Raw genomic sequence first — 26,070 nt, 5'->3', positions numbered from 1 at the left:
GGACGGGCGGGCGCGTGCGTCAGCCGGCAGGCCGCCCGGCGACGATGGCGTCGGCATTTGCGGCGATCCACTCCATCAGCGGGAGCAGGCGATCGGCGACCTCGCGCCCGCGCGGAGTGAGACGGTAGTCCACGCGCGGCGGGATCGTCGGCTGCGCATCGCGCTGCACGAAGCCGTCCGCCTCGAGAGTGCGCAGCGTCTGCGCGAGCATCTTCTCGCTGACGCCCTGCACGGTGCGTCGCAGCTCGCCCCACCGCCGGTCCTGCGCCGAGAGCGCGAGGAGGATCAGCACCCCCCACTTGCTGGTCACGTGGTCCAGCACGGTCCGCGACGGGCAGGCGGAGGGGAGGATGCCCGCCATGAATCCGTAGGAGTCGAGCCCCGATGCCGTCGACGCACTCACCATCATGTACGCACCTTACGCGAAGGTGGGTACCCCCGGGAGGGAAGGTGACCCGGATCGGCGCCGTTGCACCTGACACACCGTCCCGGAAGGACTCCTCATGACCATGCTCATCACCGGCGCGACCGGTCACCTCGGCCGTCTCGTCATCGACTCCCTGCTGCGGCGGGGCGTCCCGGCAGACCAGATCGTCGCGGGTGCCCGCACGCCCGCGTCCGCCGCGGACCTCCCCGTCACGGTCGTGGAGTTCGACTACGACCGTCCGGAGACCCTCGCGCCCGCGCTCCAGGGCGTCGACACCGTCCTGCTGATCTCCGCCAGCGTGCCGGGTGTCCGCGTGCCCCAGCACGCCGCCGTGATCGACGCGGCCGCCGCCGCGGGCGTCTCGCGACTCATCTACACGAGCGTCACGCGCGCCGACACGAGCGAGCTCCTCCTCGCCGGCGAGCACAAGATGACCGAAGAGCTCATCGCGGCCAGCGGCATCCCTTCGACGATCCTGCGCAACAACTGGTACCACGAGAACCAGCTCGCGTCCGCGCAGCAGGCCGCTGCCGCCGGGGTGCTCCTGTCCAGCTCGGGCGACGGCCGCATCGCGAGCGCCTCCCGCATCGACTTCGCCGAGGCCGCTGCCGCCGTGCTGACCGGCACCGGCCATGAGGGCACGGTCTACGAGCTGTCGGGCGACACGGCCTGGACGGCGGAGGACCTCGCCGCCGCCATCTCGGATGCCGCGGGCTCGCCGGTGGCGGTGACCCACCTCTCGGCGCGAGATCACGCCGCCGCCCTCACGGCCGCCGGTCTCGACGAGGGGACCGTCGGCTTCCTCACCACCCTGGACGCGAACGTCGCCGCCGGCGCTCTGGACGACGACCGCAGCGACCTGCGCGACCTGATCGGGCGCCCGACCACCCCGCTGGCGGAGGTGCTGCGCTCCGCTCTGTGAGGACCCGGCTCGCCTCGATCGTGGGCCTGACGCGATGGGCACATGATCGAGGCGGGGTGCCCGTCGCGACGCACTCCGGGCGCTTCGGCCGTCGGGTCGCCGCGATGATCTGGCTGCCGCCGCCGGCGCCCGATCCGACGGTGCGCGTCGGTCGTGCGGTCAGCGCGTCCAGACGATGTCGCGGATCTGCTCCGGGGTGTCGGAGATCGCGATGAAGTCGTTCGTGAGAAGCATGCCGGAGAGCTCCATCGGGCCGCCGCCGACGGGGCCCTCCGACGCCGGATAGCTCAGCCACGTGCCCTCCGCGCCGTCCTCCAGCACGAAGCCGTTCTCCACGGCCAGCCGCGCGAAGGCATCGCGCTCGCCGGGTGCGAGAGCCGCCCAGGCGTAGTACTGGCGCGCCGACATGTCGCCGGGCAGGCCCCACGGGCATTCGATCGCCGCTCCGGACGGGGTGAAGCCGAACTGCGTCCACGGCTTGGCCGCGGGTGAGAGGCCGCGCTGGCGCAGGCCGGCGTCGACGGCCGGATCGAGCATGGCGTCGCAGTCGATCGTGTCGACGGTGGGCGGGGCGGCATCGCCGGTCGGCTCGGGCGCCGGGGTCGTCGAGGGCGACGACGAGGGGGAGGTGGGTGCCGGAGCGGGCGTCGGCGCGGAGCTCGCGGAGGGAGACGGGGAGGACGACGCAGCCGCGGTGGGCATGACCGCGCCACCGACGGATCCGGGTGTCGCGCAGGCCGCCAGGGCGAGGAGGCTCGCCGTCACGAGCACGGCCGCGGCTCCGCGGCGGAGAGTCATGGAAGGTGTCCCGGCGCGCCTCATGGGCCTCACCCTAGTCAAGGACGGACGCGCGGCGGGCCCGCAGCGGGGGAGCGGCGTCGCATGACCCCCGGACGGCGCCGGAGCGACCGGACGAACGCCGGAGGACGTCGACGACAGGCCCGCGGCGCACCGGCGACACGGCCGCAGGACAGGGGTGGCCGGGCCTGCGCGTCAGGCTCCGAGCGTCGCCACGTCCGAGAACAGCGTGGCTGCGCCGACCTGTCCGCCCTTGAGGAGCAGCTCGAGGCCGTCGATCGCGGAGTCCGCGGCGTGGGCACGCAGCAGCACGACGTTGCCCCACGGGTTGGCGGCGATCGAGAGCGACTCGACGCCGAGGAGCCGGATCACCCGGCTCGAGGTGTCGCCGCCGCAGACGATCACGCGTCGGGTCGCCCCGGCACGGACGGCGGCGGCGATGACGGATCCGGCGGCCTCCGCGATCGCGGGCAGCACCGGCCGGTCCCCGGCCGCGCGGAGGTCGGCGTCGTCCGAGGTGAGCACGACGCTCCGCCCGGCCCGCAGCGCCGCCATGACCTCGGCGAGGGAGGCTCCGGGGTCGTCGAGGGCGAGCGGCCGCACGAGCCAGCCTGCGGCGGCCGCGGCATCCGCCTGTCTCCTGGTCTGGGCCGACCGGCTGCCGGACACGACCAGCACCGGGCCACGGGAGTCCGTCGCCCGCGGGGGCGCGGCGGCGTCGCCGGGCTCGGCGGCGGCGATGCCGTGCGACAGACCGCCCGAGCCGATCGCGAACACCGGCGCCGGCTGGGCCAGCAGCGCCCAACCGACCGTCGCGAGGTCGTCGTCGGTGAGCGCGTCCAGCACGAGGCCGGCCTCGGGGGCGTCGCCGAGGCGGTCGGCGAGGCCAGCCAGCGCGGGCAGCGGCACCGAGGCGAGCGGCAGCACGGTCTGCCGCGACAGGTGCACCGCCAGGTCGGACTCGGTCATGGGCGTGGACGGGTGCGTCGACATGGTGGGCTGGCGGTCGAGCCGGTGGACGACACCGCCCTCGGCGGCGAAGTGCTGGCCGAAGACGGTGAAGCGGCCGAAGTCCGGCTGAGCGAAGAGCATGGGCACCGCACGGGGCCCGAGCACCTCGCGCCCGATCTCGAGCACGCGGCCGAGGCTGCCGACGACCGGAGACGAGTCGGCGGTCGAGCACGCCTTGTACTGCACGATGTGCGGGTGCAGCCCCGCCAGGGCCGTCAGCGCCGGGCGCAGCTCGGCCTCCATCTCGGCGGGCGGCAGCGACCGGGCGATGCCGGCCACACCCACGACGTCGGCCTCGGCGGCGGCGCGAGCCAGCGTGGCGGCGTCGGGCAGCGCGGTGAACAGGCGGCCGGTCCAGCCGCGGCGTGCGAACTGCAGCAGCACGTCGACGCTGCCGGTGAAGTCGTCGCCGTAGAACGCGACGCGCAGGTCAGACACGCACCGGCCCGAACAGCTCCCTGGCCCGGCGGAGGGCTTCGGAGCGGTCGAGGGCGTCGTCGACGGACTCGCCGGACGCGGCCGAGCGCCAGGCGTCGCGCATGCTCGCCACGCCGGCGGCCGCGCCGTCCGGATGACCGTGGATGCCGCCGCCGGCCAGCACCAGGAGGTCGGTGCTGCCGACCGCGCGGTAGGTCGCGTGCGCGAGCCCGCCCCACTGGCCGGAGGACAGCACCGGCACCGTGGGCGTGAGTCCGAGCAGCGGCGTGCGCACCGCGGCGATGGAGGCGAGCACTTCCTCATCCGTCTCGTAGAACTTGTTGCTGATGCCGTTCGTGTGCAGGTGATCGGCGCCGGCCAGGCGCGCGAGCTTCTGCCACGCTCCGAACCCTATGCCCACCTGGTCGGAGCGGTTCACGGCCCCGAGCATGGCGCGATGGCCGTGGATCGGCACCTCGGCGTGCCGCCGCAGGAACTCCAGTCCCGACAGGCCGACGAGGTTGATGCACGCCATCACGCAGGTGCCGCCGGCACTGACGACGAGGTCGTGGTTGGCCTCCAGCATCCCGATGTCATCGGTGATGTTGAAGGCGTACATCGGCATCCGCCCGGTGCGGTCGGCGTACCGGTGCAGCACGGGCATCACGGCGCGCACGCGCTCCGCCAGCGGCGCGGAGGGGCCGTTGCCCTGCAGCTCGTCGTCCTTGATGAAATCGACGCCCGCCTCGGCGAGCTCGCCCACGACCTCGGCGAGCTCCGACGGAGCGAGGCCGATGCTCGGCTTGATGATCGTGCCGATCATCGCCCCGTCGGGCCGCCCCACGAGGCGGCGCGTGCCCTCGACGCCGAAGCCCGGACCGGCGTAGCGGTCGGCGAAGGCCGACGGCAGCTCGAGATCGAGCAGCTTGATCGCCGACAGCTCCTTCAGCTCGAACAGGTTGCCCGCCACCGCGGCCAGCAGGTTCGGCATCGAAGGACCGAAGTTGTCGAGGGGGAAGCGCAGGCGCAGGATGCCGCGGCGTCGCGCCGACGGATCGCCGATGAAGCCGGGCAGCGCCGACGAGCCGGTGAGGGGCACCTCCTGGATGGACTCGACCTGCGCGGCGAAGCGCGCCCGCAGATCGTCGGACTCGCGCTCGACGCGCACGAAGGTGCCGGTGGACTGCTCCCCGGCCAGAACCTCGGCGGCCTGGGCGAGGGGGAAGGAGGTCTCGATCGCGTAGGTTGCGATCACGTGCTGTGTCGTCATCGTCGTCACCACACCAGGGGGAGCCACACGGACATCTCGCCCGCTCCGCGGTTGCCCCACGCGTGGTACGGGATCAGCCGCGCGGCGACCGTCCCCACCTCCGACTCGGGGAGGTCGCCGTACAGCGCGTCCTCATCGGGGGCGGGCAGGATCGCCAGCTCGGTCTCGAGCGCGATGACGCGGTGTCCGGCGACCTCCGCGTCGATCGGCGTGAGCGCGGAGCCGCGCCGCCAGGCCGCCTGCTCGAGCCGCACGCCGTCCGGCAGATCGGCGCTCTCGAGGCAGTACACGACGGGGCCGCGCTGCACGGCGATCTGGTTCGTGGCCTCCTCGGCCAGCCGGTGGGCGCGCAGCACCCGCACCGGCATCGGCAGGTCGAGGACGACGACGTCGCCCACGGCCCACGGCCGGTCGATGCGCGTGTACGTCCCGGGGGCGCTGACCGCGGCATCCGCTCCGTTGACGGTGAGGGTGGCGCCTGCCGACCAGCCGGGGATGCGCAGCAGCAGAGGCATGCCGCCGCCTGCGCTCTCCGTGACGGTGAAGGCGATGCGGCCGTCCCAGGGGTAGTCGCCGTCCTCGCGGAGCGCGAGCACGCGGCCGTCCTGCTCGGCGCGCACGTCGCTCCCGCCGTACTGGTGGAGGTGGAGGCCGTCGTCGCCGACGCCGGCGACGCGCTCGTGGAAGCGCGCCAGCGTGCGTGCGATGTTGGGCGGGCAGCAGAAGCAGCTGAGGTAGCCCTCGCGCAGGCGCTCGTCGGAGGGCGGCGGGGCGGGCACGGGGTGCAGAGCCGTGTCGCCCGGACGGCGGAGCGGATAGGGCAGGTCGCGCACCTGACGGAGCGGGTTCGTGTAGAAGTACTCCGAGCCCGCGAGGCTGACGCTGGCGAGCAGGCTGTTGACGGCCACCTGCTCGATGACGTCGGCGTAGCCGGCGTCGCCCGTGAGCGCCAGCATCCGCTCGCCCCAGAGGATGAGCCCGATGTTGGCGCACGACTCGTTGTGGGCGGTGGTGTGGGGGAGCTGGAACGCACGGCCGTACGACTGGTGCACGCGGCTGATCTGGTCCTGCCAGGGGGAGCCGTCGGGCGAGGCGCCGTCGTACAGCGCGCCGGCGCCTCCGGTGACGTACAGCTTGGTGTCGACGACGTCGCGCCAGAGCCGCTCGAGCACGGCGGTGAGCTCCTCGTCGCCGGTCTCGGCCACGAGGTCGGCGAGACCCGCGTACAGGTAGTTCGCGCGGACGGCGTGCCCGGCGATGGCGGTCTGCTCGCGGACGGGCAGGCGGTCCTGGTTGTCGTCGCCGCCCTGGAACTCGTCCCGCACGCGCACGAACGATTCCGCCAGCCGCAGCCAGCGGTCGTCGCCGGTCACGCGGTAGAGCTCCACCACCGCCATGTAGTGCGAGGGGCAGATGGCGCTGCGGGCGAGCTCGACGGGCTTGTTCGTCGCGAGGTCCTCGAGGAAGGAGGCGGCCTTGATCGCGGCATCCAGCAGCGTGTCCGACCCCGTGACCTCGTGATGGCGCACGCCCGCGGTGATGAGGTGGCCGAGGTTGTAGGTCTCGAAGTGGAAGCGGTCGGCCAGCGCCGCCGTGTCCTCGTGGTTGCGCGCGGCGATGAGGGTCGGCGTGTGGAGGTACCCGTCGTCGCGCTGCACGGAGGCGATGAGGCGTGCGATCTGCTCCAGCCGTTCTTCCAGCTCGGCGTCGGGGTCGGTCTCCAGCCGCGCGACGGCCGCTTCGAACCACTTGTAGAAGTCGCCGTCCATGAACGGCGGCCCGAGGTGGATGCCCTCCTCGCGTCCGGCGGCGACGCGGAAGTTCGTCAGCCCGGGGCTCACGGCGGGATCGCTCAGGCTGTCCCAGATCTGCGGGATGGTCGTGTCCCGCGTGCGGGCGTGAACTTCTCCCCAGAAGCCCCGTGCCCAGCGGGCGCCGTCGGCCCCCAGCGGTCGCAGGCGGGCATGGCCGCGAAGCACGGGCGTGACGGTCATGGAGCGGTCCTTCCGGAGTGGCGTTCAGTCTTCAGCGGCCCGCGTCCTCGCGGCAACCGCCGGGAGCTTCCGGCGGCGTCGCGCGCTCTCGGAAAGAACTCGCGACCCTGCATCGAAATGCACTCTAACCCGATTCCGGAGCGAAAGTGAATAGAATTTCAGTACTGATTGTTGACACACACTCGATTCGTGCTTACTGTCGAGGTCGAACCCCCACACAGCTCGGTTGTCGTCAAGGAGGACGTTTTGAACACTCGCAGAACCCGCCGCCCGCTCATCGCGGTCGGCCTCGCCCTCGCGACGGTCCTGCCGCTGGCCGCGTGCGCCGGCGGAGGCAGCACCCCCGGCTCGACGGAGGGCGGCGGATCCACCGGCACCGACCCGTCGAGCTTCTCCGTGCTCACCGCGAACGAGAACCCGACCCTCGAGGCGCAGATCACCGCGCTCTCGGAGGACCAGTGCAAGGCGCAGAACGACGCCCTCCCCCTGGAGAACCAGAAGGTCGCCCAGGCCGATGTGGTGCAGAAGGTGACGCTGCTCGCCAGCCAGGACGCCCTGCCCGCGCACTTCATCGCCGGCACAGCGATGGTGCGCCCGACCGGCGACCTCGGCACCGCCGGGCTGGTCGTCGACTACAAGGCGGAGCTCGAGAAGCTCGGCATGTGGGACGACATCCTGCCGGCCGCGGCCTCGACCATCGAGAACGTCTACGGACAGATGGTCTCGCTCCCGTACCAGTACAACCTCGAGGGCATCTGGTACAACAAGCAGATCTTCTCCGAGGTCGGCATCGACGAGCCCACCACCTTCGACGAGCTGCAGGACGCGAACAAGAAGCTCGCCGCGTCCGGCTACACGCCGATGGCCGAGGCGGGCGCCGCGGCATGGCCGCTCACGCGCCTCATCGGCATGTACATCTACCGCACCGTCGGCCCCGACGCCCTCACGGACATTCGCGACGGCAAGGCCAAGCTGACCGACCCGGAGTACGTCGCCGGCGCGCAGGCGCTGGTCGACATGGCCGACGCCGGTGACTTCGGCGAGGGCTACGTGACGGCCGACGCCGCCACCGCCAACAACGACTTCCTCACCGGCAAGGCCGCGATGAAGTACGACGGCACCTGGCTGCTCAGCAACATCAACGACCCCGAGCAGAACAAGATCGGCGCCGACAACGTCGGCTTCATCCCGTTCCCGGCCGTCGAGGGCGGCGCGGGCAGCATCGACCAGTGGCCGGCCAACGCCGGGACCGCGATGGCGATGAGCCCGAAGAACTTCGGCCCCAAGGTGGGGGACTGGCTCGGCTGCATCGCCGAGAACTACGGCTCGCAGGCCCTGCAGGACGCGGGCGTCATCTCCGGCTTCAAGGTGAACACCGAGGTGACCGATGTCGCCGCACCGACCAAGATGGTGCAGGACAAGGTCGCGGAGATCACCGAGACGGTGCTGTGGTTCGAGGCGCTGATGGACGGAAAGTCCACCTCGCTGGCCCAGTCCAACGTGTCGCTGCTGGTCGGCGGCCAGCTCAGCCCCGCGGACTACATGTCGCAGCTGCAGTCGAGCATCGACGCCAATAAGTAGGACCCACGCGGCACCGGCCCGGGTCATCGCACGATGACCCGGGCCGTCGCTTCGCAAGCTGAGGAGCTTCGCCCATGAAACGGGTCTTCGGAGATCGCAAGACGATCGTCATCCTGCTGTTGCCCACGCTGGTGCTGTACGTCGCACTGAAGGTCGTGCCCGTGCTCTGGTCGCTGGGGCTGTCCTTCTTCGAGGGCAACTCCCTCCGCGGCTTCGAGTTCGTCGGCGTCAAGAACTTCACGACGTTCGCGTCCGACCCGGCCGCACTGCAGTCGCTCGGGGTCAGCGTCGTGTTCGCGGTGCTCGCCACGGCCGGCCAGATCGTGCTGGGCTACCTGCTCGCGCTGCTCTACGTCTTCGTCCTGCGCAACGGCTCGGCCTTCGTGCGCACGGCGGTGTTCTTCCCGATGGTGCTGCCCACCGTCGCCGTCGCCCTGCTCTTCAAGAGCTTCGTGGCCGTGGGCGACAACCAGGGACCGGTCAACGACCTGCTGAACTTCTTCGGCCTGCCCAGCAACGAGTTCCTCGCCACCACCGTCGGCACCATGGTCGTGGCGCTCGCGATGACGTACTGGAGCTCGATGGGCTTCTATGCGGTGCTGCTCTACACGGGTCTGCTCGACATCCCCGAAGAGGTCATCGAGTCGGCGCGGCTGGACGGCGCGAGCGGTCTGAAGCTCGTGCGCCACATCATCATCCCGCTGTCGCTGCCGATCCTCATCTCCTCGATCATCTTCAGCTTCAATTCCACCCTCAAGGTGTTCGACAGCCTGCTCGCCCTCAACAACGGCGGACCGGGAACCTCGACGGCGCCTCTCACCCTGTACATGTATCGCACCGCGTTCGAGTACGCCGAGTACGGCTACGGCAGCACCATCGCCCTCGTGCTGACGCTGCTGTGCCTGGTGTTCACCCTGACCATCTTCCGGTCATCGAGCCGCCGAGCGGAGGACTGAGCATGACCGCCACCCAGACCCTGACCCAGGCGAGGCCGCAGTCGCGCCTGTCCGCGACCGGCACCCCGTCGGGACGTCGCCGCGCGCAGCGCATCCTGCGCCGCCTGCCGGTGTGGATCGTCGTCACCGTGCTGCTGATCGTCGTCCTCTACCCGCAGCTGTGGATCGTGCTGGGGTCGTTCAAGACCCAGAGCGAATTCCTCTCGAACCCGACGTGGGCGCTGCCGGAGTCGCTGAACCTCGACAACTACTTCCAGGCACTCGGCCGGGGCAACGTCGCGGTCAACTACCGCAACAGCATCCTCGTGACGCTCCCCTCGGTCGCCCTGATCGTCTTCCTCGGCGTCGCCGCCGGCTACGCCCTCGAGATCATGATCTGGAAGGGCCGGAAGGGCACCCTGCTGCTCATCCTCGCCGGCATCATGGTGCCCGGCCAGATGATCCTGGTTCCGCTGTTCACCATCTACTTCCGCATCGGCATCACGAACACCCTGTGGCCGCTGATCATCACCTACACGGTGATGGGCCTGCCGCTCACGACCTTCCTGATGGCGGCCTACTTCCGCACGCTGCCCCGCGAGATCTTCGAGGCGGCGACGATGGACGGCTCCGGGCCGCTCAAGTCGTTCTTCGTGATCGCGCTGCCGCTGATGAAGAACGCCATCCTCACCGTGGCGCTCGTGCAGTTCTTCAGCGTCTGGAACGACCTGCTGATCGCCCTCACCTTCACCGTGCGACCGGAGCTGGCTACCATCCAGGTTGGCCTGCTGAATCTCAACGACCAGTACGGCTCGACGCAGTACGGACCGCTGTTCGCGGCGATCAGCATCAACATCGTCGCGCTGCTGATCGTGTTCGTGTTCCTGAACAAGAAGATCATGGCCGGTCTCGCCGCCGGATCGCTGAAGGGCTGAGATGACCGAGCACACCCCCCGCGTCGCCTTCGTCCACACGGGCGCCGTCGTCATCGCGCCGGTCGCGGACCTGGCCGCGCGCCTCCTCGACGGAGCCGCCACGGTCAACTACCTCGACGACAAGATCGTCGCCGACCTGGGCGACCCGGCGCGCGCCGGGTCGGTGCCCGAGCGGCTGGAGGATCTGGTCCGTGCGGCGCAGAGTGCGGGCGCCGATCTGGTCATGCTCACCTGCTCGTCGATCTCGCAGCTGGCCGCGCCTGTCTCCGAGAAGGTGGGCATCCCCGTGCTGCGCATCGACGAGGCGATGGCGGATGACGCGGTGCGCCAGGGGTCACGGATCGCCGTGCTGGCGACCCTGCCGACCACCCTGACCCCGACGCTGGCCCTGCTCCGCGAGCGCGCCGCTCTCGCCGGCGCCGAGCCGGAGTTCACCGACGAGGTCATCGAGGGGGCGTTCGCCGCGGTGTCGGCGGGCGACCGGGCCGAGCACGACCGCCTCGTCGCCGCGGCGATCGAGCGCGTCGCGGCCGGTGCCGACGTCGTGGTGCTCGCACAGGCGTCGATGGCGAGTGCGGCGGCCGCGGCATCCGTCCCGGTTCCCGTCCTCACCAGCCTGGAGCCCGGCATCCGCCGTCTCGGCGAGGCGCTGAGCGCACTCTGACCGAAGGCGGGCGCCGGCGTGCGCCCCTCACGGAAGGGCGGATCAGGCGGCTGCGCTGCCGAGATCAGTCGCGCTCGGCGAGGTGCTCGGCGGTGCGCAGGTCGGTGACGAGCGTCGTCACCCAGCCGCCGCGCAGGGCTCCGAGGATGGCGTCGCGCTTGCCCTCGCCGCCGGCGATGCCGACGCGGCGGGGGATGCGGCGCAGATCCTCGACGGGGATCGCGATGATGCGGTCGTCGATCTGACCGTGCACGGGCGACCCGTCGGCGCGGAAGATGCGGTGGCAGATGTCGCCGACGGCGCCGTCCCGCAGCAGCACGGCGCGCTCGTCCGCCGGGAAGGCGTTGCCGCTCGTGGCCAGCACGTTCGAGGGCTCGATGCTGCCGATGCCCATGATCGCCATGGTGAGATCGCGCCAGTGGCGGGCGACCTCCTGCATCGACGGGTCGGCCAGCAGGCTGTCGCGGATGACGGGATCGGCCACCACGCCGGGCGCCTGCACGTAGACGGGCTCCGCCCCGAGCATGCGGGCCAGCTCGCCGAGGATGCGGTTCGAGTGGCTCTGCGCCTCGGGCGCGCCGACACCGCCCAGCAGCTGCACGACCTCGGTCGCGGCCCGGACGGTGGAGGGCCGCATCCGGTCGACCATCGCGAGCACCGTCTGGCTCCACGACGACACCCCGATGCGGTCGCCGCCGGACAGCGTCGCCTCGAGATACGCGGCGGCACCGGCGCCGATCGAGGCGAGCAGCTCCGCCGCGTCGGCGTCAGGGTCGACGTCGACGACGACCGCCTCGGCGAGGGCGTACTTCTCCTCGAGGCGCTCCTCGAGCTCGGCATGCACGCCTGGCGCGACGGTGACGATGGTGCGCACGATGCCGGCCGCCTCCGCGCGCTTCAGGAGGCGCGACACCTTCGCCTGCGAGATGTTGAGGGCGGCGGCGATCTCGGCCTGCCGCACGCCCCGCTCGTGGTACATGCGCGCGACCTTCGTCAGCAGGCGCACCTGGCCGTCGAGCGGTCGGGCATAGCGGTTCACGGACACGGGGCTCCAGCCTCACAGGTGCGCTCAGCCTACTGACCGGCGCGCGATTCAGTATAGAATCTTTATGCAGATGCCGCAGCGACCGTCGACCGGGGTCCATTCTCCCGGTCGGCACCGAGAGGATCGACGATGACCGCCTCCTTCGACCGAGCGGATGCCGCGACCCACGTCGTCGGACTGCGCTCGTCCTACGGCGCGGGCCTCATCGGCGTTCCGCGTTCGGGCCTGCGGCTGTCCTGGCGCGTCGAGGGGGCTCGTCCCGGACTGCGTCAGCTCGCCTACGAGATCGCGGACGGCGCTGCGGACTCGCCGCTCTCCACACGCGGTGTGGTGGAGGGGGAGGAGTCGTTCGGCATCCGCGTCGACGGCGCCCTCGCCGCCCGCGAGCAGCGTGCATATGCCGTGCGCATCGCGACCGAGGACGGCTGGACGGCGTGGAGCGATCCGCTCGTCATCGAGGCGGGCGTCGACGGCCCCGACCTCGACGCCCGCGTGATCGGCATTCCGAGCGAGATCGACGGCGCCGTGCCGCTCCTGCGCCGCGAGTTCACGCTGCCCGCGGACCCCGCCCGAGGGCGCCTGCGTCTCAGCGCACTCGGACTCGTCGACGCCTGGATCAACGGGCATCGCGCCACCGACGCCCTCCTCACCCCGGGCTGGACGTCGTACCAGGGCCGGGTGCTCGTGGACACGCTCGACGTCACGGCGCTGCTGCGCCCCGGCGTGAACGTCGTCGTGCTGGCCGTCGCCGACGGCTGGTACCGCGGCCGCATGGGCTTCGCCGCCCGCACCGGCATCTACGGCGACCGTTCGGGCGGGCTGGCGCAGATCGAGACCGAGCAGGGCGTGGTCGTCGCCACCGACGCGACCTGGCGGGGCGGCTTCGGCGCGATCACCGCGGCGAGCATCTACGACGGCAGCGAGATCGACCTGCGGCTCGATGACCCCGCCGTCCACGAGCCCGGCTTCGCCGACGAGGGCTGGGCTGCGGCATCCGTCATCGACACCGACCCCGCGCTCTTCCAGCCGCGGTCGGCGCCTCCGGTGCGGGTGGTCGCCGAGCTGCCGATGACACCGGCGAAGTACGAAGGGCGCACCCAGCTGGATGCCGCCCAGAACGTCACCGGCTGGGTGCGACTGGTCGTGCGGGGGAGCGCCGGAGACGTCGTGACCATCCGGCACGCGGAGGTGCGGGAGCCCTCGGGCGCGCTGCACACCGCTGCGCTCCGCGCGGCGAAGGCCACCGACCTCTACACGCTGGCCGCGGACGGGGAGAGCGTGCTCGAGCCCGCCTTCACGTTCCACGGGTTCCGCTACGCCGAGGTCGACGGCGCCGAGGTCGTCGCGGCGACGGCGATCTGCATCTCCAGCGACCTGCCCGCGCGGAGCGCGTTCCGCTCGTCGCATCCCGCGCTCGACCGCTTCCACTCGAACGTCTTCTGGTCGCAGCGCGACAACTTCGTCTCCCTCCCGACCGACTGCCCGCAGCGCGACGAGCGCCTGGGGTGGACGGGCGACGCGCAGGCGTTCGCCGCGACGGCCAACACCCTCATGGACGCGGAGTCGTTCTGGATCTCGTGGCTGCGCGACCTCGAGATCGACCAGACCGATGAGGGCGGCGTGCCGTCGGTGGTGCCCGACATCATCCGCTTCGAGGACATGCGGATGGGCGGCGTCCCGGTCGACAACATGGGCCGAGCCGGCTGGGCGGACGCCGCGACGATCGTGCCGTTCGCCGTGCACGAGTCCTTCGGCAGCGACGAGGTTCTCGAGCGCCAGCTGACGAGCATGCGGCGGTGGGTCGATCACCTCCGTCGGCGCGCCGGCGACGGGGTTCTGCTGCCGACGGAGCCGTTCCAGTACGGCGACTGGCTCGATCCGGATGCCCCGGCCGCACGCCCGTGGGAGGCGAAGGTCTCGGCGGACTTCGTCGCGAACGCCTTCTACGTCCGGTCGGTGCGACTGCTCGCCCGCGCGGAGCGTCTCGTGGGCGAGGCCGCGCGCGGCGATGACCTCGACGCGCTGGCGGACCGGGTCGCAGCGGCGACGTGGGAGCGCTGGGGGGAGGAGGCGTCGGCGACGCAGACCGGAGCCGCCCTCGCCCTGGAGTTCGCCCTCGCCCCGGCGGAGCAGCGCGCCGCCATCGCGCAGGGCCTCGCGGACGACGTGCGCCGCCAGGGCGGGCGCATCGCGACCGGATTCCTCGGCACGCCCCTCGTGCTCTTCGCGCTGTCGCACGCGGGTCACCTGGCGGAGGCGTTCCTCATGGTGCTGCGGCGGGACGCGCCGTCGTGGCTCTACCAGGTGGACCGGGGCGCCACCACGGTGTGGGAGCGATGGGACGCCATCCGCCCCGACGGCTCGATCCACGGCGGCGACATGGATGCCGGGTCGCCCGACACCGAGGGCGCGGGAATGCTCTCCTTCAACCACTACGCCTACGGCGCGATGATCGACTGGGTCTACCGGACGGTCGCCGGGCTCGCCCCCGACAGCGAGGCTCCCGGATACCGGCTCGTGCACGTCGCGCCGCGTCCCGCGATCGGGCTCGCCTCCGCGGCGGCCGAGATCGAGACGCCGCTGGGCCGACTCGCGATCGACTGGGCGATCGTGGACGGCGCCTTCGCGGCGACCCTCGAGGTGCCGTTCGGAGCCCGGGCGGTGCTCGACCTTCCGGTCACCGCGCACTCCGTCGTCACGCTCGACGGCGCGCCGGCCCCGGCGGAGCTGGGGCACGGACGACACGCCCTCGTGGTCACCCGACCCGCGGTCGCGGGTGCGGCGTGAGCGCCGACCGTCGGCACTCTCCTCCGATCGGGAAAGGCTCAGCATGTTCATCGGCGTGACAGGAAGCCAGGGAAAGCTCGGACGGGCGACCGTCGCGCGGCTGCGCGACGAGGGCCACGAGGTGATCGGGTTCGATCTCGGCGGTCCCGCCGGCCCCGGCTTCACCCGCATCGACCTCGGCGACTACGGACAGGTGCTCGACGCCTTCCTCGGCGTCACCGCGCGCCATGACGGCCTGGACGCCGTCGTGCATCTCGCCGCCATCCCGGTCAACGGGATCGTGTCGGATGCCGCGACCTTCCACAACAACGTGACGGCCTCGTTCAACGTGCTCTTCGCCGCCCATCGCGCCGGCATCCGCACGGTGGTGACTGCATCGAGCATCACGGCCACGGGCTTCCCGTTCGAGGTCGCCCCGCCGCGACTCCCGCTGGACGAGTCGCACAGCGCCGCCTTCAACACGTACGCGCTCGGGAAGGTGGTCGAGGAGGCGATGGCCGCCCAGCTCGTGGGCTGGGACGCCGCGGCATCCATCACCGCCCTGCGCTTCACGAACGTCGTCGACGAGAGCGAGTACGCGACCTTCGAGCGGGCCGGCGAGCCCGGCTACCGGCGGGACCTCCTCGGCTCGTGGATCGACGCGCGCGACGGCGCCCAGGCGGTGGCGCTGGCTCTCGCGCACGCCCGCCCGGGCTTCGAGATCTACCACGTCGCCCATCCGCAGTCGGGCAACACCGACCCGTCACGCGTGCTGGCGGAGCGGTGGTTCCCCGGGGTTCCGGTCGCCGACGACCTGGGCGAGCACGAGGCTCTGTTCTCCACCCGCAAGCTGCAGGAGGACCTCGGCTTCGCGCCGGAGCACGACTGGCGCTAGAACTCCTGCGCCACGGGGCGCTCCTGCACGTGGGCGATCATGTTCAGCACCAGGAAGTTCCAGTTCTGGAAGCCGTGGGTGACGATCGGCTCGCCGTTGTCGGGATGGTAGTACTCGTGCAGCGAGCCCGTCTTCTCGAGGTCGCGGCCGAACAGGCGGATCGTCTTGTCGGCGAGCTCGCGTGCGTCGTCCTCGAAGCCGTAGGAGGTCAGGCCGCGGAACACGAGGTAGTTGCTGATCCCCCAGACCGGTCCCAGCCAATTCGACGGGTTGTGCGTGGCGCGCAGGTCGTACGCCTTCTCGAGGCGCGAGAGGGTGCGGACCCCGTACGCGGCGGAGAAGGTGCGCGCATCCCGATGACGCTCCACCATGCGCTCGGCCTGCTCCTGCGTGGCGATCCCCGCCCACAGCGGGAGGAAGCTCGACCAGCTGTCCACCCGCAGCGGCACCGAGGACCACCGCCTCGGGGCACCGCGGTGCAGCCAGTCGTCCCCGTCGAGAGGGCGCAGGCCGATGTCGACGCTGTAGAAGGTGCCGTCCCGCTCGTCCCACGCGTGCTCACGGACGGCGTCGGCGAGGTCGTGCGCACGGCCGCGCCACCGCAGCGACTCCTCGAGCTCGCCGAGGTGCTCGAGGATCTCGCCGAGCGCCAGCAGTTCCCGGTACAGCAGGCTGTTGAGGAAGATCGCCGCCGTGCTCCGGTCAGGGCGGAAGAACACCGACGGGTCGTTGTCGACACCGATCGCGAAGTCGCTCTGCCAGTAGGCCAGCCCGGTCTCCGGGTGGACATGACTGTCCAGATAGCGCTGCACGAAGCGCACCAGCGTGCCGAGGTGCGGCCGCAGCCATTCCGCGTCGCCGTCGCGCTGGACGAGCATCGCGGCATGCTGGGCGAGCACCGGCTTGTGCATGTTCTCGCTGAACCCGCCCGCGCGGCCGGGGTCGCGGTGGAGGAACGGGCCGTCCGAGCGCAGCAGCACCGGGATCACGCCGTCGTCGTCGGCGTGGTCCAGGAAGTTCAGGATGCTGCCGCGCTCGTACGCGCGGAAGCGACCGGTGTCGGCGGCGTCGCGCTCCACCTGACCGAGCGCGATGCCGATCGCCCAGGAGTCCCAGTCCCAGAGCGCCGCGGCGTAGAACGGCGAGCCCGGACTGCTCGGAACGGTGTACGGATGGGCGAGGACGCCTTCGGGCTCGCGCATCATCTGCGGAGCGTGCCGATGGATGTGCGCGTGCAGCAGATCGGCCCATCGTGCGGTGGCCGCGGCGGATGTCGTCTCGGTCACGGTCGGTCCACCTCGATGTCGAGATCGGAGACGAGCACCGGCATCCCGGTCGCCAGGGAGCGGTTGGCGGCGATGCCCACCGCGATCGACCGCAGCCCGTCGCGGTAGTCCGCCGCACGGCCGAGGGGATCGTCCTCCGGGCCGCGGAACACGTCGCGCAGCAGCAGGCGGTCGCCGCCGCCGTGATCGCCTCCTTCGCCCGGGATCGGCACCTCCTGCGCGGGTTCCCAATGCCGCTGGAGCAGCAGGCGCTCGGTGTTCGGCCGCGGTCCGTAGCCCGCACCGACGGGGCCCGCCAGCGACGGGTCGACCGCGATCCGGCCGTCGGCGCCCGGCAGGACGGCGCCGCGTTCGACGACGTCCAGCTCGGCGCGGCCGCGGGTGCCGTTGACCGCGACGCGATAGCCCTCCCACGGTGAGTGCGCGTTCAGCGCGTAGGAGAGGACCGGTCCGCCGCGGTAGTCGACGATGACGGCGAGGTTGTCCTCGATCGTGATGCCCTCGTCGAACGCCGACCGGTCGCGCCGGTAGCCGTCGTGGTGCTCGGCGTCGAGGTAGAGCGCGCGCAGGCGCTCGTCCCGCCGGAGATCGAGCGCGAACGGATCCGACGCCGAGGCGTCCGCGCTCCCGCGCTCGCCGCTGACGACGCGACCGTGACGACGGGCGTTGTCGGCGCCGTAGAAGCGCAGACCGCCGGAGGCGAAGACGCGGGCGGGGATGTCGGAGATCCACCAGTTGACGAGGTCGAAGTGGTGAGACGACTTGTGCACGAGCAGGCCGCCCGAGCTGCTCTTGTCGCGGTGCCAGCGACGGAAGTAGTCCGCCCCGTGGGAGGTGTCCAGCATCCACTCGAAGCTCACCGAGGTGACCTCGCCGATCTCGCCGGAGTCGATGAGCCGCTTCAGCGCGGAGTTGCGCGGGGAGTACCGGTAGTTGAACGTCACGACCGGATCGCGTCCCGTCCCCCTCGCCGCAGCGGACACGAGTCGGGCGCCCTCCTCATCGATGGTGAGCGGCTTCTCCACCACGACGTCGACACCTGCTCGGAGGCACCGGTCCAGGAGATCCGCGTGGGCCGAATCGGGGGTGCAGATGACCGCGCGGTCGATCCGCTCCTCGGCCAGCACGTGCTCGAGCTCGTCCGGATGGATGATGCGGGGTTCCGTGGCGGCGCCGTGGCGCCGGGCGGCGGCGACGGCGTACGCGGCGCGCGTGGGGTTCACCTCGACGATCACCGCGAGCTCTGCGACGTCGGCGTGATCGCCGGCCATCGCCGCGACGTACATCTCGGCGCGGTGGCCGGAGCCGATCAGCGCGTAGCGGTGGCGCGTCGGTGCGGTGGGGGCCATGGAAGAACCTCCGATGAGGGGAGCGGCTGACGGCGGAGAGACGGCGGGCCCGGTCACAGCTGCAACTCGAGCGGTCGGGGGCGGCCGTCGACGCTGGTCTCCGGCCAGACGCCGTCTCTGGTCAGGACGGTCACGCGGTCTCCGCCGACCAGGACGGTGTCCTCGGTCTTGCCGGACGGCGCCGTGGGATTCCAGGCGAAGGCCTGCCCGTCCTGCACCACGTCGGTGGCGTCCGGCGACGCGCGCGGGTCTCTGCCCGCGTATCCGGCCGCGCCGCCCTGGTGGTGACGCGTCCACTCGTCCGGCGCGAAGCCGTGGCGGGGGTAGGCCGCGACGATCTCGCTGAGCACCTCGCTCAAGGCGACGCCCGGCCGGGTGGCGCGGAACACATCGGCCTCGACGGCGCGCAGCGCGGCGTCCCGGGCTGCATCGGCGCCGCTCGGGGGGCGGAAGCGCACCCAGCGGGTCGCGTTGGAGATCATGCCGTCGCGACGGGCGCAGACCACCGCCATGACGCGCGAGCCGACCGGGGCCGTCGTCGGCAGCGGGTGCCGGTGGTGGAGGCGGGACGCGCCGGCGACCATCACCACGGCCGGGTCCGCGCCGAGGGACACGAGGGCGGCGCTCAGACGTCCGGCCAGGTCGCGCTCCGTCTCGTCGGGGGTCGTGCGCGCGAGCTCGGTCGTCAGCGCGGAGGCGGTGTCGCGGCAGAGCGCCGCATAGCGGCCGAGCTCACCGGGCAGGAGGGCGGCTCGGGCGGCCCGCAGCGGAGCGGCCAGAGCCGCCTCGTCCCATGCGGGGCCGTGTCCGTCGTCGACGAGCGGTGCGTGCCACGCGACGGATTCGACCGGGATGCCGGGCGGCAGCTCCTCGGCGATCAGCCGGTCGGCCTCGTTGGAGTGCACCCGCACGAGGTCGCCCGCGGCGTCCACGCGGACCGCCGCGACGGGAGGGCCGAGGAGACTCGTGTGCACCCGCGACCCGTCGAGGTACCACGACAGCGCGGCGGGCGATGTCAGCCAGACGGCCTCAGCGCCGGCGGCGGCGAGGACGTCCAGCACGCGAGCGCGTTTGACCGCGCGGTCGTGCGCCGTCATCGTCACGCGCTCATCGCGCTGCTCGACCGGGTTCACGGGGACACCTCGACCGGGCCGAACTCGGCGTGACCGCGCCCGCGGGCGGCCAGGCCCCATTCCGCCCCCGTCCAGCGGCGGCCGGTGAGCGTGAACGTGTCGCCCACATCCTCGCCGTCGACGGTGAAGGTGGCGCGATCGCCCTCGACGCGGATGCCGAGTCTCACACCCGCCGATGCCGCGCCCACGGTGCGGACCCGCACACCGTCGGCCTCGACGGTGCGGATCTCCACTCCGCGATCCGCGTCGGCCACGTGGGCCACGAGCTCCCGCACGATCCCGTCGTGCACGACCAGCGCCGCCGCGGCGTCCTGCGCACCGCGCACCAGCACCTGGGAGTGGGCGTGGGCGCCGTCCAGGGGCCTCAGGACGGCCCCGGACCGCGTGCCGGCGAGACGCACCCGCCCGCCGCCGACGGACACCACGAGCTCGGCGCGGGTCGCGCCCCGCGTGTGCCATCCCGCGTCGAGGTGCTCGCCGGCGAAGTCATCGCCCCGGCGCTCCGCCGGCGGGCGCGTGCTGCCACCGCGCGGCGTCGTCCAGGATGCGACGGGCTCGCCCGGCCGGTCCGGATCGCCGATGACGGGCCACCCGTCGACATCCCAGTGCAGCGGCTGCAGATGCAGGATCCGCCCGAGGGCGCCGGTGGCCTGGAAGTGCGCGAACCACTCCTCGTCCTCTGCGCCGACGACCCATGCGCCCTGGTGCGGTCCGTTCACGTCCGTGCCGCCCTGCTGCAGCACCACGCGGTGCTCCCAGGGTCCCTCCCAGCGCGGCGCGCGGAAGGCGTACTGCCAACCCGTGGCCACACCGCCCGCCGGGGCGAAGATCCAGAGCGCCTCGCCACGGCGGTAGACCTTCGGGCCTTCGAGGACCGCGCACCCGGGGATCGCGTCGCCGTCGATGACGGTCCGCGACGGGGTGTGCGCCGCGGTCAGGGCCGCGTCCGCCTCGAAGACGTCGATGCGGTTGGCGAAACCCGCCCGCGAGCGCGCATACCCGTGCACGACGAAGGCCTTCCCGAGCTCGTCGTCCCAGATGGGACAGGCGTCGATGAGCCCGCGCCCCGCGAGGAGGACGCGGGGCGCGCTCCACGGTCCGCCCAGCCCCGGCGCATCCACCACGAGGATCCCGACGTCGGGATCCCCCCACACGATGAACAGGCGCCCGCCATGCTCGCGGATGCTCGGCGCCCAGACGCCGCCGTCCGCCGGGGCGTCCGGTCTGCAGCCGCCGGCGTGGCCCGCGGCGTGCCAGGTCATGAGGTCTTCGGACCACCAGAGGGGGAGCCCCGGGGCGCGGTCGAAGCTCGATGCCACGAGCGCGTATCCTCCCGCGCCGAGCGCGGTGACATCGGGATCGGGGACGTCGTGATGGATGAGCGGATTGCGGAACCGGTGGGGCGCGTCGGGGGCGGAGGGCATCATCGCCTTTCTGTCGTGCGAGCTTCGAAAGTGTGTTGGCAGTCGGAGTGCCTGCTGATACAGTACGTGAGAAACCGGTTTCTGGAAACCGGTCTCTCCGCCGGTCACGTTGGACTCGGCACCCCACGCACCGGGCATACCGGCTCAAAGAGGAGTTGCACCAGATGGCACACACACCCTTCACCCGCGGACTGCGGCTGACCGCTTACGGCGCCCTCGCGCTCGGACTCGTCGTCGGCACCTCGGCATGCTCCGGCGGGTCCACTCCGTCGGGGAACTCCTCCGAAGGGGGAGATGTCACGATCTCCTTCCAGTGGTGGGGCAACGACGAGCGTGCCGAGCTCACCGAGAAGGCGATCGACCTCTTCGAGGAGCAGAACCCGGGAGTCACGGTGGAGACGTCGTTCTCGGCGATCGACTCCTACATCCCGAAGCTCGCCACGCAGATCGCCTCCGGCTCGCAGCCCGACCTCTTCCTCATCCCGATGGAATCGGTGAAGGAGTACACCGAGAAGCAGGCCACGTCCGACATCTCCTCGTACGTCGGTGACATCATCTCCGTCGACGACATCCCCGAGGGGACGCAGCAGATCGGCAAGATCAACGGGTCGACGTACGGGTTCACCCTGGGCACCGCCACGTACGGCTGGGCCTACGACCCGAACGTCTGGGCCGACGCGGGCCTCGAGACCCCCGACGAGAACTTCACCTGGGACGACCTCAAGGACGCCGGCGAGGCGATCCGCTCCGCCAGCGGCGGCGCGAAGGCGGCCATCAGCGACCCCGGCGGCTACATCGCCCTCTTCTCCGTCTGGCTGCGTCAGCAGGACAAGCTCCTCTTCACCGAGGACGGGCAGCTCGGCTTCGAGGAGCGCGATCTCGAGGGATGGTTCGATCTGATGCAGGAGCTGCGGGACTCCGGAGCCACCACCGATCCGCAGACCACGTCGACGATCGACCAGAGCATGCAGAACTCGGGCTTCGCCCGGGGGCTGTCGGCGGGCGAGTTCATCGCGGCGTCGATCACGGGTGCCTTCGTGGACACCCTCGGCGAAGGCAATGTCGCGCTCGCCCCGATGCCCACCGACACGGGCACCATCGGCCTGAGCATGGCGGGCACGAATGTGGCCGCGATCTCGCCGAAGTCCGCCCATCCCGAGGTCGCGGCGAAGTTCCTCAACTTCCTGATCAACGACGCCGAGGCCTCGGAGATCCTCGGGCTCACCCGTGGCATCCCGCTGAACACGACGAACTACGAGGCGCTCGCTCCGACCCTCACCGGCGGCAACAAGATCGTCAACGACTTCGTGCTCGAGTACCAGCCGCAGTTCTCCGATGCCGAGCCGCTCGCGCCGGCCGGCGTCAGCACCCTGCCCGCCGACTTCACCCTCGCCTACGAGAACGTGATCTTCGGTCAGCAGTCCAACGCGGATGCGGCCACGAGCCTCTACGCGACCTTCACCTCCGCGATCCAGTGATCGCCGGCCGACCGCCGTGCCCTGGGCCCGGCGGTCGGCCCTCCCGCACGAAAGGACGCTCATGACGGTCACAGAACCGGCGATCAGCGCCGGAGCGGTGCCCCCGCCCTACACCTCGGCGTCGCGGCCCCGCCGACGGCGACCGGCCGGCACGTCGCGGGGAGCAGCGTGGGTGTTCCTGTCGCCCTGGGTGATCGGGGCGGCGCTGCTGACCATCGGTCCGATGGTGGCATCCCTCATCCTGTCGTTCACCGACTACGACCTCTTCACACAGCCCCAGTTCGTCGGGTTCGACAACTACCAGCGGATGTTCTCCGAGGACCCGCGTTTCTGGAAGGCCGTCGGCGTCACGCTGAACTACGTGCTCGTCGCCGTGCCGCTGAAGCTCGCGATCGCCCTCGGCATCGCGCTGCTGCTCAACCGTCCGCGGCGCGGGCAGGGGTTCTACCGCTCCGCGTTCTACGCGCCGTCGCTCCTCGGCGCCAGCGTGGCGGTGGCCATCGTGTGGCGCACGCTGTACTCGAACGACGGCGTCGTGGACAACACCCTGAACGTGGTCGGCCTCGACATCGGCGGCTGGATCTCGAATCCCTCGCTGGCCCTCTACGTGCTCGTCAGCCTCGCGGTGTGGCAGTTCGGGGCGCCGATGGTGATCTTCCTGGCCGGGCTCAAGCAGGTGCCGGCCGAGCTGTACGACGCCGCGGCGGTGGACGGCGCCGGCAGATGGCGGAGCTTCTGGTCGGTGACCTGGCCGCTGCTATCTCCGGTGCTGTTCTTCAACCTCGTGCTCGAGATGATCGGCGCCTTCCAGTCCTTCACGTCCGCCTACGTCGTCAGCGGCGGTCGTGGCGGACCCATCGACTCGACGCTGTTCTACACGCTGTACCTCTACGACCGCGCCTTCACCGCCTTCGACATGGGCTACGCGTCGGCCATGGCGTGGTTCCTGCTCATCGTGATCGCCATCGTGACGGCCCTCATCTTCCGCAGCTCGCGCGGCTGGGTCCACTACGTCGGAGAAGAGAAATGACCGCCACCCTCCCGCGGGACACCGCCCTGGACGCCACGGCGACCCTCATCACGGGCGCGCCGGTGCCGCGGCGCCGTCCGCGCACAGCCCGCTCGCGCGCGGCGTCCGTCCTCTGGCACGTGTTCTCCTTCGTCCTGCTGGCGCTGCTCCTCTATCCGGTGCTGTGGCTGCTGGGGTCCTCGTTCAAGCCAGGCACCGAGATCCTGACCAACCCCACGCCGATCCCGCAGCAGTTCACGCTCGAGAACTTCGAGATCGCCTTCCAGGGCGTCGCGGGCCTGAGCCTGTGGCAGCTGCTGGGCAACTCACTGACGATCTCGGTCCTCAGTGTCGTCGGCAACGTCGTCAGCTGCGCGCTGGCCGCCTACGCCTTCGCGCGCCTGAAGTTCCGGGGCCGCGGCATCCTGTTCGCCTTCATGATCTCGACGATCATGCTGCCCATGCACGTGGTGCTGATCCCGCAGTTCATCATCTTCAACGAGCTCGGGATGGTCGGGACCTTCCTGCCGCTCGTGCTCCCGAAGTTCCTGGCGACCGAGGCGTTCTTCGTCTTCCTGATGGTGCAGTTCATCCGCGGCATCCCGCGTGACCTCGACGAGGCCGCCCTCATCGACGGCGCGGGCCCCTACCGCACCTTCTGGTCGGTGATCCTGCCGCTCATGCGTCCCGCGCTGATCACCACGACGATCTTCTCCTTCATCTGGAGCTGGGACGACTTCTTCCCCCAGCTCATCTACTTGAACCGTCCGGAATCCTTCACCCTGCAGATGGGACTGCGTCTCTTCGTCGACCAGACGAGCGCATCGGCGTTCGGCCCGATGTTCGCGATGAGCGTGCTGGCCATCCTGCCGGTGGTCATCTTCTTCGCCATCTTCCAGCGCTACCTCGTCGACGGCGTCGCGACCTCGGGGATGAAGGGGTGACCGCGCCCGCAGCGGCCGACCGCCGTCGCCGAGGGAGCGGGCTGGATCCGCACTCCGACACCTTCCGCGCCTTCGCGGACGTGCTCTACGTCGGCATCCTCGTGTTCGCGCTGTCCCTGCCGCTGGTGACGTGGTTCGCCGCGCTGTCGGCCGGCGTGCAGGCGCTCCGCGAGGCGCGCGCGGGCGATGGGCATGTGACGGTGGGTGCCGTGTGGCGAGCGTTCGCGCGTCGCATCCGCCGGCACTGGTTCGTGCACGTGATCGCGCCGACGGTCCTCGCGGCGTTCATCCTGCTGGATGCCCTGGTGCTGCCGTTCCTCGGGGTCGGCGAGATGGTGTCGGCCGTCGTGCCCATCGTCCTCGCAGCGGTGGCGGGTGCCGTCGGCCTCCGGGTGGCCGGAGCGTGGCGCGACGACCTGCCGGCGCGCAGGAACGTCGCGACCGCCTGGCGGCGCATGTCGCAGGATGCCGCGGGATCGGTTCTGCTGATCCTCGCCGTCACGGCCGCCGGCGCCGTGGTCTCGGTGATCCCGATGCTCGTCTTCGTGATGGCCGGTCCGCTGGCCCTCGCCGCGGTCGCGATGGACCGTCAGGGGAGCGGGGCGGAGTGATCATCCAGGACACGCGCCGGCGCCGCGTGATCATCGACTCCGACGTGAAGAACGAAGCCGACGACCAGTTCGCCGTCGTGCACGCGCTGCTGTCCCCGAGCCTCGACATCTGCGGCATCATCCCCGCCCACTTCGGCACAGGGCGGTCCGCCACGTCCATGCAGGACTCCCGGGCGGAGCTCGAGCATCTGCTGCGGCTCATGGACCGCACCGGCGGCGTCCGGGTGGAGAACGGCTCGCCGTCCGCGCTGACCGCGGATCCGGCATCAGCCGTGAGCGACGGTGCGCGTCTGATCGTCGAGGAGGCGCGGCGGACGGATGCCGGGCCGCTCTTCATCTCCTTCCTCGGACCGCTCACGGACATGGCGGCGGCTCTGCTGCTGGCGCCGGACATCGCCGCGACGGACACGACGGTCATCTGGATCGGCGGTCCGCCCTACGGCGACCGCGAGTGGCGCGGCACGTGGCCCGAATTCAACCTCCGCAACGACATCCGCGCCGCCAACGTGGTGTTCGCGTCGGGCATCCGCATCTGGCAGGTGCCGGCGAACGTCTACCGGCTCGTGAGCGTGGGATACGCGGAGCTGCGTCGCCGGGTGGAGCCGCACGGCGCGCTCGGCGCCTACCTGGCGCAGGCGGTCGTCGACTTCAACACCGCCCACCACGGCGTGCCGGTCGAGTCGCGGTCGCTGGGGGACTCACCCGCCGTCGCGCTGATGATCGATCCGTGGTGCGCGGTGTTCCGTGCTCAGCCGCCGGTGCGCTTCACGGACACGGGTCACTGCGTCCCCGCAGAGTCGGGCTCCGCCGTGTCGGTGGTGGAGGAGATCGACGTGCGCTTCCTGCTGGAGGACATGTTCGCGAAGCTGGCGGAGTTCGGCGAGAGCGCCGCAGCGCGCTGACGCGCTGCGGCGGCATAGCCGTCGGGTCAGACGAGGTCGGGCGAGGGCGAGGAGGTGTCGTCGTCGTCGAGCTCGGCGGGGACCTCACCGGTCTCCTGGCCCATCCCGGCGGCGTCGATGGCGGGTGCCGCACCGTCGGGGGCGTCGGCGATCTGCTGCTCGTCCTGGGGGTCGCGCGTGTCGGACATGATGTGCTCCTTCAGTCGGTTGCCTCCACCCTGGCGCGGGCCGACCGCGGCGGGTGCACGGTTGACGTCTCCGGATCCGAGCGGTA

23 protein-coding genes are annotated in these 26,070 nt (G+C 71.3%); 12 read left to right on the top strand and 11 right to left on the bottom strand.

The genetic code is table 11. The features are described from left to right. Positions 1–19: 19 nt before the first annotated feature. Positions 20–406, bottom strand: coding sequence for a winged helix-turn-helix transcriptional regulator (locus tag CVS47_RS14515; RefSeq protein ID WP_206502902.1), 387 nt, complete (start codon positions 404–406; stop codon positions 20–22). A 97-nt stretch (positions 407–503) separates the two neighbouring features. On the opposite strand from CVS47_RS14515, the gene CVS47_RS14510 reads away from it, so the two are divergent. After that, positions 504–1,349, top strand: a complete 846-nt coding sequence (locus CVS47_RS14510) for an NAD(P)H-binding protein (RefSeq protein WP_127096722.1) — start codon at positions 504–506, stop codon at positions 1,347–1,349. A gap of 159 nt (positions 1,350–1,508) precedes the next feature. Here CVS47_RS14510 and CVS47_RS14505 read toward each other — a convergent pair whose 3' ends face one another. The 4 genes from CVS47_RS14505 to CVS47_RS14490 form a co-directional block, all read right to left on the bottom strand. After that, the gene (locus CVS47_RS14505; protein ID WP_127096721.1) at positions 1,509–2,147 is read right to left on the bottom strand and encodes a hypothetical protein; all 639 of its coding nucleotides are present in this window, start codon (positions 2,145–2,147) and stop codon (positions 1,509–1,511) included. 195 nt (positions 2,148–2,342) lie between these two features. Further along, on the bottom strand, positions 2,343–3,596 hold the full coding sequence (locus tag CVS47_RS14500) for a four-carbon acid sugar kinase family protein (protein ID WP_127096720.1): 1,254 nt from the start codon (positions 3,594–3,596) through the stop codon (positions 2,343–2,345). Further along, on the bottom strand, positions 3,589–4,830 hold the full coding sequence (locus CVS47_RS14495) for a RuBisCO large subunit C-terminal-like domain-containing protein (protein WP_241240177.1): 1,242 nt from the start codon (positions 4,828–4,830) through the stop codon (positions 3,589–3,591). The genes CVS47_RS14500 and CVS47_RS14495 overlap by 8 nt, the downstream gene beginning before the upstream one ends. A 20-nt stretch (positions 4,831–4,850) precedes the next feature. Next, the gene (locus CVS47_RS14490) at positions 4,851–6,839 is read right to left on the bottom strand and encodes a glycoside hydrolase family 127 protein (RefSeq protein ID WP_127096718.1); all 1,989 of its coding nucleotides are present in this window, start codon (positions 6,837–6,839) and stop codon (positions 4,851–4,853) included. A gap of 246 nt (positions 6,840–7,085) precedes the next feature. On the opposite strand from CVS47_RS14490, the gene CVS47_RS14485 reads away from it, so the two are divergent. The 4 genes from CVS47_RS14485 (at position 7,086) to CVS47_RS14470 (ending at position 10,954) form a co-directional block, all read left to right on the top strand. After that, positions 7,086–8,420 carry an ABC transporter substrate-binding protein gene (locus CVS47_RS14485; protein ID WP_127096717.1) on the top strand — a complete coding sequence of 445 codons (1,335 nt, stop codon included), beginning with the start codon at positions 7,086–7,088 and terminating at the stop codon, positions 8,418–8,420. A gap of 74 nt (positions 8,421–8,494) precedes the next feature. After that, on the top strand, positions 8,495–9,376 hold the full coding sequence (locus CVS47_RS14480; protein WP_127096716.1) for a carbohydrate ABC transporter permease: 882 nt from the start codon (positions 8,495–8,497) through the stop codon (positions 9,374–9,376). A gap of 2 nt (positions 9,377–9,378) precedes the next feature. Beyond that, a complete protein-coding gene (locus CVS47_RS14475; protein WP_127096715.1) occupies positions 9,379–10,290 on the top strand; it encodes a carbohydrate ABC transporter permease in 912 nt (303 codons plus the stop codon). Position 10,291: 1 nt separating this feature from the next. Next, entirely contained in the window at positions 10,292–10,954 is a 663-nt protein-coding gene (locus CVS47_RS14470) for an aspartate/glutamate racemase family protein (RefSeq protein WP_127096714.1), read from the top strand. A gap of 64 nt (positions 10,955–11,018) precedes the next feature. Here the strand turns inward: CVS47_RS14470 and CVS47_RS14465 are convergent, their stop codons facing one another. Then, entirely contained in the window at positions 11,019–11,999 is a 981-nt protein-coding gene (locus CVS47_RS14465; RefSeq protein ID WP_127096713.1) for a sugar-binding transcriptional regulator, read from the bottom strand. 129 nt (positions 12,000–12,128) lie between these two features. Here CVS47_RS14465 and CVS47_RS14460 point away from each other — a divergent pair, with 129 nt between their 5' ends. Together CVS47_RS14460 and CVS47_RS14455 are read left to right on the top strand one after the other, a co-directional pair. Beyond that, positions 12,129–14,786: an alpha-L-rhamnosidase gene (locus CVS47_RS14460; RefSeq protein ID WP_127096712.1), complete on the top strand. Its 2,658-nt coding sequence runs from the start codon at positions 12,129–12,131 to the stop codon at positions 14,784–14,786. Between the two features lie 43 nt (positions 14,787–14,829). After that, on the top strand, positions 14,830–15,660 hold the full coding sequence (locus CVS47_RS14455) for an NAD-dependent epimerase/dehydratase family protein (RefSeq protein ID WP_127096711.1): 831 nt from the start codon (positions 14,830–14,832) through the stop codon (positions 15,658–15,660). Here the strand turns inward: CVS47_RS14455 and CVS47_RS14450 are convergent. From CVS47_RS14450 to CVS47_RS14435, 4 genes are read right to left on the bottom strand one after another with little or no spacing between them, the layout of a single operon-like run. Further along, entirely contained in the window at positions 15,657–16,946 is a 1,290-nt protein-coding gene (locus CVS47_RS14450; protein ID WP_206502655.1) for an MGH1-like glycoside hydrolase domain-containing protein, read from the bottom strand. The genes CVS47_RS14455 and CVS47_RS14450 overlap by 4 nt on opposite strands. Then, the gene (locus CVS47_RS14445) at positions 16,943–18,295 is read right to left on the bottom strand and encodes a Gfo/Idh/MocA family protein (RefSeq protein ID WP_127096710.1); all 1,353 of its coding nucleotides are present in this window, start codon (positions 18,293–18,295) and stop codon (positions 16,943–16,945) included. The genes CVS47_RS14450 and CVS47_RS14445 overlap by 4 nt, the downstream gene beginning before the upstream one ends. 53 nt (positions 18,296–18,348) lie before the next feature. Then, the gene (locus CVS47_RS14440) at positions 18,349–19,428 is read right to left on the bottom strand and encodes a M24 family metallopeptidase (protein WP_241240176.1); all 1,080 of its coding nucleotides are present in this window, start codon (positions 19,426–19,428) and stop codon (positions 18,349–18,351) included. Beyond that, positions 19,425–20,852 (bottom strand): family 43 glycosylhydrolase, encoded by a 1,428-nt coding sequence (locus CVS47_RS14435; protein WP_164734670.1) that lies wholly within the window; start codon positions 20,850–20,852, stop codon positions 19,425–19,427. The genes CVS47_RS14440 and CVS47_RS14435 overlap by 4 nt, the downstream gene beginning before the upstream one ends. 164 nt (positions 20,853–21,016) lie before the next feature. On the opposite strand from CVS47_RS14435, the gene CVS47_RS14430 reads away from it, so the two are divergent. The 5 genes from CVS47_RS14430 (at position 21,017) to CVS47_RS14410 (ending at position 25,796) form a co-directional block, all read left to right on the top strand. After that, on the top strand, positions 21,017–22,330 hold the full coding sequence (locus tag CVS47_RS14430; RefSeq protein WP_127096708.1) for an ABC transporter substrate-binding protein: 1,314 nt from the start codon (positions 21,017–21,019) through the stop codon (positions 22,328–22,330). Positions 22,331–22,391: 61 nt separating this feature from the next. Then, a complete protein-coding gene (locus CVS47_RS14425; protein ID WP_127096707.1) occupies positions 22,392–23,360 on the top strand; it encodes a carbohydrate ABC transporter permease in 969 nt (322 codons plus the stop codon). Further along, positions 23,357–24,283 (top strand): carbohydrate ABC transporter permease, encoded by a 927-nt coding sequence (locus CVS47_RS14420; protein WP_127096706.1) that lies wholly within the window; start codon positions 23,357–23,359, stop codon positions 24,281–24,283. The genes CVS47_RS14425 and CVS47_RS14420 overlap by 4 nt, the downstream gene beginning before the upstream one ends. Next, entirely contained in the window at positions 24,280–24,894 is a 615-nt protein-coding gene (locus CVS47_RS14415; protein WP_127096705.1) for a hypothetical protein, read from the top strand. The genes CVS47_RS14420 and CVS47_RS14415 overlap by 4 nt, the downstream gene beginning before the upstream one ends. Next, positions 24,891–25,796, top strand: a complete 906-nt coding sequence (locus CVS47_RS14410; RefSeq protein WP_206502654.1) for a nucleoside hydrolase — start codon at positions 24,891–24,893, stop codon at positions 25,794–25,796. Before CVS47_RS14415 ends, CVS47_RS14410 begins: the two co-directional genes overlap by 4 nt. A gap of 26 nt (positions 25,797–25,822) precedes the next feature. On the opposite strand, the gene CVS47_RS16810 is transcribed toward CVS47_RS14410, so the two are convergent. Beyond that, positions 25,823–25,984, bottom strand: coding sequence for a hypothetical protein (locus CVS47_RS16810; protein WP_164734669.1), 162 nt, complete (start codon positions 25,982–25,984; stop codon positions 25,823–25,825). Between the last annotated feature and the right edge of the window lie 86 nt (positions 25,985–26,070).

Source organism: Microbacterium lemovicicum, from assembly GCF_003991875.1.
Lineage (GTDB): Bacteria > Actinomycetota > Actinomycetes > Actinomycetales > Microbacteriaceae > Microbacterium > Microbacterium lemovicicum.
The sequence above is the reverse complement of the archived record's forward strand: the minus strand, read 5'-3'. Positions and strand labels throughout refer to the sequence as shown.

Excerpts from the sequence above, each read along its gene's own strand:
- CVS47_RS14420 (WP_127096706.1), top strand. The coding sequence starts at position 23,357 with ATGACCGCCACCCTCCCGCGGGACACCGCCCTGGACGCCACGGCGACC.
- CVS47_RS14480 (WP_127096716.1), top strand. The coding sequence starts at position 8,495 with ATGAAACGGGTCTTCGGAGATCGCAAGACGATCGTCATCCTGCTGTTG.
- CVS47_RS14510 (WP_127096722.1), top strand. The coding sequence starts at position 504 with ATGACCATGCTCATCACCGGCGCGACCGGTCACCTCGGCCGTCTCGTC.
- CVS47_RS14475 (WP_127096715.1), top strand. The coding sequence starts at position 9,379 with ATGACCGCCACCCAGACCCTGACCCAGGCGAGGCCGCAGTCGCGCCTG.
- CVS47_RS14505 (WP_127096721.1), bottom strand. The coding sequence starts at position 2,147 with ATGACTCTCCGCCGCGGAGCCGCGGCCGTGCTCGTGACGGCGAGCCTC.
- CVS47_RS14430 (WP_127096708.1), top strand. The coding sequence starts at position 21,017 with ATGGCACACACACCCTTCACCCGCGGACTGCGGCTGACCGCTTACGGC.
- CVS47_RS14460 (WP_127096712.1), top strand. The coding sequence starts at position 12,129 with ATGACCGCCTCCTTCGACCGAGCGGATGCCGCGACCCACGTCGTCGGA.
- CVS47_RS14470 (WP_127096714.1), top strand. The coding sequence starts at position 10,292 with ATGACCGAGCACACCCCCCGCGTCGCCTTCGTCCACACGGGCGCCGTC.
- CVS47_RS16810 (WP_164734669.1), bottom strand. The coding sequence starts at position 25,984 with ATGTCCGACACGCGCGACCCCCAGGACGAGCAGCAGATCGCCGACGCC.
- CVS47_RS14455 (WP_127096711.1), top strand. The coding sequence starts at position 14,830 with ATGTTCATCGGCGTGACAGGAAGCCAGGGAAAGCTCGGACGGGCGACC.
- CVS47_RS14435 (WP_164734670.1), bottom strand. The coding sequence starts at position 20,852 with ATGCCCTCCGCCCCCGACGCGCCCCACCGGTTCCGCAATCCGCTCATC.
- CVS47_RS14515 (WP_206502902.1), bottom strand. The coding sequence starts at position 406 with ATGGTGAGTGCGTCGACGGCATCGGGGCTCGACTCCTACGGATTCATG.
- CVS47_RS14425 (WP_127096707.1), top strand. The coding sequence starts at position 22,392 with ATGACGGTCACAGAACCGGCGATCAGCGCCGGAGCGGTGCCCCCGCCC.
- CVS47_RS14445 (WP_127096710.1), bottom strand. The coding sequence starts at position 18,295 with ATGGCCCCCACCGCACCGACGCGCCACCGCTACGCGCTGATCGGCTCC.
- CVS47_RS14490 (WP_127096718.1), bottom strand. The coding sequence starts at position 6,839 with ATGACCGTCACGCCCGTGCTTCGCGGCCATGCCCGCCTGCGACCGCTG.